This window comes from Aggregatibacter segnis ATCC 33393 (genome assembly GCF_000185305.1).
Classification (GTDB): domain Bacteria; phylum Pseudomonadota; class Gammaproteobacteria; order Enterobacterales; family Pasteurellaceae; genus Aggregatibacter; species Aggregatibacter segnis.
This window is the reverse complement of the sequence record NZ_GL622200.1, coordinates 920622-931173: the sequence shown is the minus strand read 5'-3', so window position 1 is coordinate 931173 and position 10552 is coordinate 920622. Positions and strand designations below refer to the sequence as shown.

The window sequence follows — 10552 nt, the reverse complement described above, 5'->3', positions numbered from 1 at the left end:
GGGGCATGACGAAGCGCATAGGAAACTTCTTTACTTAAATTTAAATAGTCCATTTTAATGTTCTTTTGCTCTTTTGATTTCTTCCGCTAACCACTCATCAAAATCCTTACATTCATATTTATTGGCTTCATTACCAAGATCGTGAACATAAACTCTCGGATTTCCAGAGTAATCCGTTAATTTGAAACAAGCTGCCCAATCACCATCTCTAGCAAATGATATTAAATCAGCTACACCAGTCAGTTTTTCTATTGCTTTACTATAAAGATAAACACTATCCTCTATCTCTGAATTCTCATAATCAGGATCTTCAAACCACCAAGGAAAATATTCCAATTCATTTATCTTTTCCATATTACTTGATAAATCAATATAAGACTGAGGAAACTTGAAGTTTTTAGGTAATTGTTCTTTAGGATATAAATTAAATTTAGTTTGCATAATCACCTCCTTTATTTTATGACTTTTGGATCATACAAGGAACCATGAGAAAACTTGGTTGACCAGTTCTTGTCAACTCCAGACATACTAGACTGCTTTTTAACTCTCAGTTCAATTGCCTCTCCCCAGGTTTTAGGGTAAGTATTTCCGACACCAAACCGTCTAATATCCTCATAAGAAAGTTTATCAGAATAGTTATGAACAATTGCATCAACTTTTATTCCTGCATTTCTCGCAGCTAGAATACGGGTATTATCCATACTTGTCGGTGCATTATCTGGCATGTTTACCACGTCTACAGGTTTTCCATTCCAACCATTCTTTCTCATATCTTCAACCCCCACGATGGCGCAAGCGTCCTCGCTTGTGCCCATCAACTAAAAGTGCGGTCACAAAATCCAAAGGATTTTGAACATTAGTTCTCCCAACGTTTATGGGTAAAATTCGCAATGTTTTTATTAAACAGCATAAGCATGGACGCTGGCGCTATCATTGGGACAGCAAAACTTGCTATTAATAAATCAACATCTATATTTCTAAATAATTTTCAAACTCCCAAGAAAAATATCTAGATAGTTTTAATGAAATATCTTCCCAAGAACTCCCTTCGCATTTACAGATATAATTCTCTAAAGTTTTTAACAACTCCTTATAATTATATTTTTTAACAATTAATGTATTTCTTAGAATAATAGGATATTCTTCATTTAGCTCTATCCACTTGATAGAACATATTCTAAGTTCAAAATAATCTATCTTATTATCATCATTTAAACCGATTCCCAACAGAATATTCATACAAAAAAAATCACTTTTCGGAGAATAATTCTCTAAATCAATTTCTCCATTTGAATCCATGATTAGTTTTAGTTTACCTTTCATATAATTAATCCTTAATATTGAAATGGGCATTACCTATTTTTTGCTTTTCATCTGTACCAGGAATAATCCTATATGTTTCAAAATTTGATTGAACTCCCGTTTCTGCATATGAGGTACTTTTCTCTGAAGGTTTGCGATATTCTCTAAGTCTATCTTGGCTATTGTACCCAATTATTCCCTCACGATAGCGCACGTTAGGAAATGCACGCTATCTGGGTAATATTTTCCAATATTCATTTTATGGATAATATTTTTTACTCAACAAATTAATATTTTCTAGTATTTCATCATTTGTCATATAAAAACCAGGTTCTATTATACCAATCAGATCCAATGCAAAATCACGAAATTCCTCTCTCCAATCAATTGATGAATTCATCAATTCTAAGGCTCTATAAGAAATCTCCTGTTCTGATGCATTATTGCTTACCATTAATCTAATTTCATTTATAAAGTCTTTTTCACTATATCTAATCATTTTTTCATTTTCTCCAATTCTGCTCCTGTGGGCGGGTAATGGATACTATCCACAACCTGACCATTTACTGATTTTGGATGAACTCTATTAACATTGCCATTATGATCGTAACTTTCCATCCATTGTTTTACGCCCCCTGTTTTAGGATTATATTCAGTCACTAGAGAGTTTCCCCTAGTTGGTCCTGGATTTTTCGCAAAACGTTCTTTATCATAATATCGAACTCGTCCATCAGGAAGAGTTTTAATTTTAACTGCTGACTTCTGAGCACTTTCTAATGCTGATAATTTCTTAGATAATGCAACTTGAGCATTTATTGAGGAAAAAGAGCTATCCTTGTAATAATTTTCGCTATCCTTCGCTGCACTAACCTTAAAAGGTTTGCTTGTTTTTCCTCCCGACACGGCATTCTCTGCTTGGAAAAATCTCATCACCTTAACAGCCAAAGCAATATGTTTTTCCACATCACTCTTACTGTTTTCTATAGCCTCAAGCGTTTTACTATTTTCCGATTGAACAAGCATATCAACACGTGAACGTTGTTCTGCCGGGATTTTCGATAAGATACTACCTAGCGCAATAGCCTGCTCTTCTGAAAAATCATTTGCAGCCATTAATAAACTTGGCACCACTTGTCGGCATGCTGCATCACAATCTGCAAGTAATTTAGCTCGTTCCTTTTGGCTTAAATGCTCTAAATCACGGAGAACAACTTCGATATTTTCACCATTTAATAAACGTTGATAAGCACCATGAATATCGCCTTGAGTAAGCGCATTATTCTCCACCGCCCTTTTAGCCGTCTCAGCTCCAAAAGTCGCCGCAAGTAAATTCCCCCCTTGTTCCGCTGTGGTGCCATTCGCTTTCGCTGTCAATGCCGATGCCAGTCCGCCTGCCAATTGGCTTAACGTGCTAATGTTTTCCTTCTCATTGGCCGTTAATTCACTGACCGGTTTGCCATAAGCTCTTGCGATGATTTCAGCGGTTGCCTCACCTGTCACCCCGGCAATTGCTCCCGTCAATGGGTCTTTGCCTGTCACTTGGAACTCCACTGCGGAAAGAAGAGCATGTGCCATCAGATTCGCAGCTTTGTCTTTTGCCGTGTCGCCTGCCGTCATCTCGTGGATTTTTTGATTGAGATAAGGCGAAGCCAGTGCGACAAGACTGCCTGCGGTATCGTTTTGTGCCGCCGCTTGTAATGCCGCCGTCACCGCTCGAATCGCCATGCCTTTTTCACTACCTATGCCGTAAGTGCGGTCGATTTTATCTTGAGTTTTTGTGATTTCTGTTTGAATACTTGTCAGTTGTTGCTTAATGGCGGCAAGCTGTTGTTCATTACCGGCTTGTCCCTTCAAGGCTTTTTCTTGCTCTTCCAGCTTAAACTTCTCAAGCCCTAGCTTGTTGATTTTCTCACGCTCATTATACGTGGCAATGCTTATCGCGTTGTTCGTGATGTCACCTATCACTTTCGCCATTTCTTGGCGTTCTTGCACTTTTTGTAAATCTTGCTTTTCAACTCGTTGATTCGCATTCTTCGTATCCCGTGAAAGTGCGGTCAGATTTTCCGGTGTTTCCGTCTCTATCTGAATGTTGCCACTGATGGCTGATTTGGTGGTGCTTCGCTCCCTTTCATTCGTGTTACCTAATAAGCTCAACGCACTGCTTATCGCCTGCATCGGGTTAATGCCTCCCGTGCCCGCACTGATGCTCGCACTTTCCGTTTTAATCTCACTGCGGTTTTCAATATCGGTATGTGCAAGCGATTTTGTTTTAAAGCGGTTTTTACTTTCCTCCGCGCTACTTTCGATGATGGCAGCATTCAGTTGAGCATGGTTGTGGATGTTGGCATCCATACCATCCTCTCCGACACGAATCCCGGCTTGTTCATTGACTTGCGCATAATCCACTTTTGCCTTGTTGTATGACGCACTCACCGATGCACCACCGCCCGAACCATACGCCACCGAACCGCTTGCACTCGCACTCGTTTGTTTCGATTCGTATTTTTCCGTATCTTGACGGCTCGTTATCGTCAGATTTTGAATATCCGCTTCCCAACGTTTTGCTTTAAGATTCGCCGCATCAAGGGTTAAGTCGCCTTCTTCACTGTTCGTGATGATTTTATCTGCCGTTAGATGGCTGTTTTGCCAACGCTCGCTATCCGAGTTCGACTTGCCCTTCGCTACATTCACCGAACCTTCTATACCCAATCCGTAACTATTACCGTTGGTACCCACAAAAACACCGACACTACCGCCGGCCGATTTATTCTCCGTACGCTGATGCTCTTCGTCTTTCACCCCTTTGATGTCAATCCCCTGTTTGCCGGAAAGGGCCATCAATTTCGCATTCGCATCCACGCCTTCAAAAACCACTTTTTCACCACGGGCTTTAATATCTAGTATTCCTGTATTGATAGTTGATTTTTGATGTTGAATACTTTTGCTTTCACTGGTTTGCGTTTGTTTTTGGCTACCGTAACCAATACTAATTTTGACACTCGGGCTGGACGTGGTTCCGTTTTGTTGCATATTCCCTGCCCTCAAGGCATCTAACGTCTCTGCTACCTTACCGACATTTTGTGCCGCCATTGCAACTTCTTCTGCCGCTTTTATGCCATAAAGGGCTTTGAGTTTTGGGTTACTGACTTGTTGTGCGCGTTTTACACTGTGATAGACAGCTTGCGCCATGTCGGTTACCGGTGTACTTACCGCCAAATTTACGCCGGATTGTTTATACTCATGACGCTCATTAGAATGGATAATATCTTTCCCCGCCTCAACCTTCACGCTCGCGCCTTCAATATCTATACGATTCGCTTTCGGTGTTATCATGTCCGTGCCCATCACTTGAGCATGATTGCCGGCACTGATTTTTACATTGCCATCCATTGCCCCCAAGGTGCTTCGCGCATCCGATTGCGTCCAACCTTCCGATTCAACATGATGTTTTTCTGATTTCGAACCAAAGGTAATGCCTCCGCCACTCGTAAACACACCCGATGTCTTCTTCGTTTGTTGATGCACTTCTTTGAATCGATTGGTGTCCGCCGTAAGAACAACATCCTCTCCCGCTTGAATACTTAGGTTTTTATCGGCAATGCCCTGCAGTCCTTTAGCTTTCACATCTTTGCCTGCACTTAATAAAATGTCTTTTCCACTAAGTTGCGTGCCTACATGGCTGTCTAATTGTGCTTTGTCTAAGCTTGTCTTTGTGGTCTTTGCCAAACTGCCGCTTTTCGTTTGATGGAACTCCTCAAAATCAGAGCTTTCTTTTGCTCCATTCAAAACCAAATCATTTTCTGCAATCGCGGTGAGTTTTTCAGCACTTTCAAGTCGGGCGCCTTCCGACAAGAGGTCTTTCGCCGCAACTGTGACATCCCCTTTGCCTTTGATATGGCTCACCACCGCCTTTTCTATTTTCTCGCGGCGAGAGTCATTGCCTCCCCCCATCTTTTCATCATACCCCACCGAAAGTGCGGTCAGATTTAAAGCCGTTTTGGCTTGAACCAGCGTGGCGCCTTTACCTTCATTGATAATATCTGCGCCCTGTGCCTCCAATTTATTGGAAGAAAGATGTAATGTGCCGTCTTTCGGGCGTCGGTGATTTTATCCTAAGGTAATTCTTATCTGCACGGACTTCACTATCAATCACTGAGTCTGCAAGATGCTTATCTGTTAAAAAGTGCGGTCAATTTTTGAGAGGTTTAAAAACTCTTTGAAAATTGACCGCACTTGATATTTCCATTTTTCCAATCTACTTGTAAATAATTTAAAATGAGCTTGATATAGCACACTTTTAAAATCTATTCCCAAAGTAAATTAAGTGCCCTTTTTGGAATACTTTTCCATTAACTCAATCACCGGTTTAAATTTAGGATCTTGGGAGCGATATTTTTTGATCCCCTCTAAAATACCATGCTGTCCAGTAAAGAAATCTACATCTCCCCCGTTATCTAGCATTAATTGAAGCAAATCCAGTCTTTCTGGGAAACCATTAATATAGGATAAAGGTGTAATTCCTCTTTCATTTGGTAAATTAGGGTTTGCACCAGCCTTAAGTAACGCTATCGCAGCATCAATATTTTTACTTCTTAACGCATAATGTAATGGTGTCATTCCGTATATATCCTGAGCATTAATATCTATACCCTTATTAATTAGATAATTAATAACATCAGAGGATGGTTTATTTGACTCAAATCCTAATAAGGCTTTATGCAACCAATTCCAATGCTCTACAGGAGTTACTTCCATGATATTCCTTTCCTTATTTTGAAAAAGCTCTTCCAATAAAGTTAAATCACCAGAATCCATTGCATCTAAAATTTTTATGCCCATCTCTAACTTATTATTCATTTATTTTCCTCTTTCAAAGTTTTTCATATCACGAACAATTCGTTCAATATCATCTTTGCCAGGCATCTCATTTCTATGACTTCGATTTTCAGAACGATTCTCTAGCCTAAAAATGTTGGGTCTTGAATTTACGTAATCATTAAATTCCTGTCTTGTTAAACCCAATTGTTTAGCAGCCTCTTCTAATCTTCTATGCTCCCATCCAGGAATATGCCCTATATCAAATGGACCATTCACTATTTCACCTGTTTCTTTATGAAGAAATACATTATCTGAAACCTGCTCATATTGCGAAAGAATATTTTTCTTAGTTTCAACTCTAAGTGTTGGTCTTGGGTATTTATCCCCTACTGCCGTTTTATTCATTAATAGATTAGGTTCTGATTTCAATTCTTTCTTCACCCCACCCTCAAACGACACAAACTTATTATTATTGAAGAAAACAGGATTTCCTTTTACATCATCTCCTATATAGTGATAAACACCACCCTTCGGACCTTCAATCTCACTTAACGAAACATACTTATATCCTTCCGGCAAGGGTTTGCTCAGAAATTCAGAATCTACTTTAGGTTTAACTAAATTGCCGGTTTGTAAATTAGGTAAACGAGTAAGCGTTCTTTCGGCAACCTTACCAGCAACTTCACCCACAGCCTTTACCCCCACGCCAGCAGCTTTCCCGGCCCCCGTAAGCTCCAACAAGGCTGTACCACCTCTCACAGCTGCTATCGCATCAATCTCATTGACCATATTTTTACCATAAAGGTAATTTACATCATCAAGATGATAGCCTGCGCCAAAAATGTCTTTACCCGATTGCCATACTGCCTTTCCTGAATCCGATAACATTTCCTTACCGGCTGAAATGCACATATCTTCTTTTAAACAGTTCGCAATACCAAAACCAATTGGCTTGAGTACATCCTCCGGATGATTAAATGCATGCAAGGTACCTTTTAAAGCCGCATCTGCACCATCCGATAACGATTTAGTATAAAGGTCATATTTTACTTTCGGTTGCAATGTCTTCGTTACGACATGGCCGTTTGCTTTATCAAATTGTGCCAATGCATTTGAATATTTACCCGTTGAGTAATATTCATCTTTATCCGCAACAGTAAACATCGACTGACGTTTACCACCTGAATTGATAAATGTGCCACGATTATCATAAGGAGGAACATCCCCTTGAGCCGTTGCTTTTCTTAAGAAAGACTGTGCTTGGCCATCTGTTTCGCCAATTTTCTTAAACCAAGCATAGTCGACTTCTTGAGCCGCTTGGGTAATTAATCGCTCCATCGCTTCTTGTTCAGTGACTTGATGCCCTAAACGCTCACTTTCCTCTTGAGCAAAACGTTTTGCGTTTTCTTTAATCCATTTAATCTCATCAATATGAAGCTGTCTGTTATACGTCTCTGCATTGTAAGATGCCAACGCCCCCCACGATGGCGCGCGTTTCCTAACGCGTGCCCCAAAACATCAATTTTTTTGATTCAAATCTTCACTATTTTCATGAATAACTTCAGTTTGTTTATTTTTTAACTCGATACAAGCACGCGTCAGGAGACACACGCTATCTTGGGGTGCAGATCACAATACAAAAAGTGCGGTCAATTTTGAGAAGTTTTAAAACTCTTTGAAAATTGACCACACTTTATATCTAGATATTTAAAATTTTATGCTATTCAAGTATCCCTCTGGGTAACCAAAACACTACTAGCTAATTCATTTATCTTTCAGCATTCTTCCTAAATAAAAACAAAATAAGAGCGAGATAAATACTATAGGAAAAAAACCCAATACTTTTAATATATTAACTTTACTAAAGTCAAAGTTAAACTTTGATAATACAAACAAATATGTTATAGCTAATGTAAATATCGACATTTTAAATATATTGAAAAGATCTCTTTTATTCATTTTTATCTCCTGTTGCAATTCGCTCATACGCTTTTTCAAAAGCATTTGCGCCAACTTCGCCCCACGATGGCGCAAGCGTCCTCGCTTGTGCCTATCAACTAAAAGTGCGGTCACAAAATCCAAAGAATTTTGAACATTGGTTCTCCCAACGTTTATGGGTAAAATTCGCAATATTTTTATTAAACAGCGCAAGCGTGGACGCTTGCGCTATCATTGAGTCTAAGTTTTGGGGTGCAGATCACTTTATACTATATCTTTTTAAATCATTAAACCGCTATGCTAAGGTTTTCTTCTCTTCGCTTTCTTCTTGGAGAGCTTCGATTTTTGTCTATCATTTTTTTTATTCTCACCATAAATTTCTGGAGAATAGTAAGAAATCAAAAGAGCCGAAAAGCATAAAAAACCTCCCCATATTATAAGATTATAAATAAAATGATTTAAATCAGGTTCGATTTTTCCTCTTAGAATAAGAGTAAAATATATAAAACAGAAAGATAATATCGAAGCTATGATAATTCTAATAATCTTACTTGCTTTCATTTTTTGAGTCCTTAACTGATTTTTCCTGATTATTATAAATATTTTCTGTTACTTTACTCATGCTTGAAGACATCAATCTTTTAACATTTTCATCCTTTATAAATAACCCAAAGTTTTTAGAAAACCAAACCGATGTACCTGAATCTCTAACAGCCTCACCAAAAGATTTACCTTCAATTACTCCTTTTGTAACATCTAGACCAAATCCTAATCCATCACTAGCTTTATGAGTTAAACCTGAATATGTAGAATCAGCAATGACTTTCCCTCCACTTTGGAGAATATTATTGCCATTGATTTCTTTTTGACCAGTAGCATAAGGGATCGTTTCTGCCGCTGTATTAATCCCAGCCTCAATACCAAATGCAACTTTATAGGGGCGCGGGATTGCCTTATAACCAGCCGCAACATCCTTGCCTATTTCTCCAGCTACATACCCCATAGCAGATGCCATTTGACTCCCTTCTGCAACAACTTGATTACCTAATCTCGCTGTTGCCCCCAGTATCGGCTTAGCCCCCGTATATAAACTCGGTAAACTATAGACAAAATTTGCTGTTTCCGGACTTAATCCTGTCACTTGACTGAGCAATTGACCACCTAATGTATTTTGATTTTTACCGGTAAGAATCACTCTCCCGCCGGTATAAGTATTATCAGCTCCATAAGCAGCAACCGGTACGCCTGCCACGCATCCAATACCGGTTTCACAAAGACCTGTACCGACAGTCATAGCCGCAACACCTCCTACTGCTTGTACAACACCACCAGCGCGTGTTGTTACAGCATATTTCGTATCGATTCTATTCGCGTGATCTAGCGCTTTATAAGTATTGTTATATTCAAATAGTTTGTTCTGCACACCGGAACCAAAAGGATCACTAAATGTTTCAGTTTGGCGTTTTAATAATGCTCTTTCTTGGGCATATTCCGCCGTATTACCAAGTTGTTCTACTGCTCTCGCTTGTTCATACGATTTGGCATAATCCGGATCATCTGTAGGAATCTGCGCAGAACAATGCACTAACGCACAAGCCGCAATTTCTAAACGACGTTCCTTTTCTTCATCGCCATTTGCAAGCAACTTAATACGCTCTTTCTCATTTTGATGAAGCTGTCTGTTATACGTCTCCGCATTGTAAGATGCCAACGCCCCCTGTTTAATCGTTTCACTTGTCCCACCGGTCACTGCACCCGCTGCCGCACCTATCGCCAACGCGGTCATTTGTTGTGCCGCTTGTTTAAGCTTCTCCTTTTGTCCTGCATCTAACTTAAGGTCTTTCGTGTGTTCGTTTAAGTAATCTGTAACATACGTGTTCAACCACTCCGACCCTGCACCGGCTGCCGCACCTGTCGCAACATTCCCCCCTGACATCTTCGCTGCCAATGCGCCCGCAAGGGCATGCATCGCAATCTTCTCTTTGCTACCGTCTTCAAATTCAAATGCTTTGGCTACATCACCTGTGATTTTTGAAAATAACTCACCGGCTACTTGCGCCGCTTCTTGTTGTTCTTTGATTTCCTGTAAATCAAAGGCTTTCATCTTATGATTGGCGTTCTTCGTATCACGTGAAAGTGCGGTCAGATTTTCCGGTGTTTCTGTGTCAATTTGAATATTAGACCCTACCGCTGATTGCGTTTGACTTGTAGCACTTTCATGTTTATTCCCTAAAGCACTCGCCGCGGCAGCCATCGCATTTTTAGCATTCTGTGCCATATCCGTTGAAAGCCCTGCGCTCACGCTTTTCACTTCAACCTCACTGCGATTTTCAATATCGGTATGACTGAGCGATTTTGTTTGGAAGCGGTTTTTATCTTGGTCGGCTTCACTGTGATATCAAAATTTGCTTAAAATAAGCATCATTGAAAATACAAAAGTGCGGTCAATTTTTGAGAGGTTTTAAAACTCTTTTAAAATTAACCGCACTTTACT

Annotated in this window: 9 protein-coding genes; all 9 read right to left on the bottom strand. The window is 39.7% G+C overall.

Annotation, left to right across the window (positions count from 1 at the left end; all coding sequences use genetic code 11):
• Positions 1–54 precede the first annotated feature (54 nt).
• Positions 55–441, bottom strand: coding sequence for an SMI1/KNR4 family protein (locus HMPREF9064_RS05055; RefSeq protein ID WP_006718145.1), 387 nt, complete (start codon positions 439–441; stop codon positions 55–57).
• 11 nt (positions 442–452) lie between these two features.
• Positions 453–815, bottom strand: coding sequence for a hypothetical protein (locus HMPREF9064_RS0109450; RefSeq protein WP_006718144.1), 363 nt, complete (start codon positions 813–815; stop codon positions 453–455).
• A 154-nt stretch (positions 816–969) separates the two neighbouring features.
• Positions 970–1323 (bottom strand): Imm8 family immunity protein, encoded by a 354-nt coding sequence (locus tag HMPREF9064_RS05060; RefSeq protein WP_006718142.1) that lies wholly within the window; start codon positions 1321–1323, stop codon positions 970–972.
• A gap of 238 nt (positions 1324–1561) precedes the next feature.
• The gene (locus tag HMPREF9064_RS05065) at positions 1562–1801 is read right to left on the bottom strand and encodes a VHS/ENTH/ANTH domain-containing protein (protein WP_006718137.1); all 240 of its coding nucleotides are present in this window, start codon (positions 1799–1801) and stop codon (positions 1562–1564) included.
• The gene (locus HMPREF9064_RS0109445; protein WP_006718135.1) at positions 1798–5361 is read right to left on the bottom strand and encodes a hemagglutinin repeat-containing protein; all 3564 of its coding nucleotides are present in this window, start codon (positions 5359–5361) and stop codon (positions 1798–1800) included. Before HMPREF9064_RS0109445 ends, HMPREF9064_RS05065 begins: the two co-directional genes overlap by 4 nt.
• A 261-nt stretch (positions 5362–5622) precedes the next feature.
• Complete coding sequence (locus HMPREF9064_RS05070; RefSeq protein ID WP_006718133.1) at positions 5623–6159, bottom strand: ankyrin repeat domain-containing protein; 537 nt, start codon at positions 6157–6159, stop codon at positions 5623–5625.
• Positions 6160–7593: a GH-E family nuclease gene (locus tag HMPREF9064_RS09685; protein WP_006718131.1), complete on the bottom strand. Its 1434-nt coding sequence runs from the start codon at positions 7591–7593 to the stop codon at positions 6160–6162.
• Positions 7594–7884: 291 nt separating this feature from the next.
• Entirely contained in the window at positions 7885–8193 is a 309-nt protein-coding gene (locus HMPREF9064_RS0109435; protein ID WP_006718129.1) for a hypothetical protein, read from the bottom strand.
• Positions 8194–8605: 412 nt separating this feature from the next.
• Complete coding sequence (locus HMPREF9064_RS05080; RefSeq protein WP_169308658.1) at positions 8606–10360, bottom strand: hypothetical protein; 1755 nt, start codon at positions 10358–10360, stop codon at positions 8606–8608.
• Between the last annotated feature and the right edge of the window lie 192 nt (positions 10361–10552).

Bases quoted from the DNA above. Each gene is read 5' to 3' on its own strand.
- HMPREF9064_RS0109450 (WP_006718144.1), bottom strand. From the start codon at position 815: ATGGGCACAAGCGAGGACGCTTGCGCCATCGTGGGGGTTGAAGATATG.
- HMPREF9064_RS05070 (WP_006718133.1), bottom strand. From the start codon at position 6,159: ATGAATAATAAGTTAGAGATGGGCATAAAAATTTTAGATGCAATGGAT.
- HMPREF9064_RS05065 (WP_006718137.1), bottom strand. From the start codon at position 1,801: ATGATTAGATATAGTGAAAAAGACTTTATAAATGAAATTAGATTAATG.
- HMPREF9064_RS05055 (WP_006718145.1), bottom strand. From the start codon at position 441: ATGCAAACTAAATTTAATTTATATCCTAAAGAACAATTACCTAAAAAC.
- HMPREF9064_RS05060 (WP_006718142.1), bottom strand. From the start codon at position 1,323: ATGAAAGGTAAACTAAAACTAATCATGGATTCAAATGGAGAAATTGAT.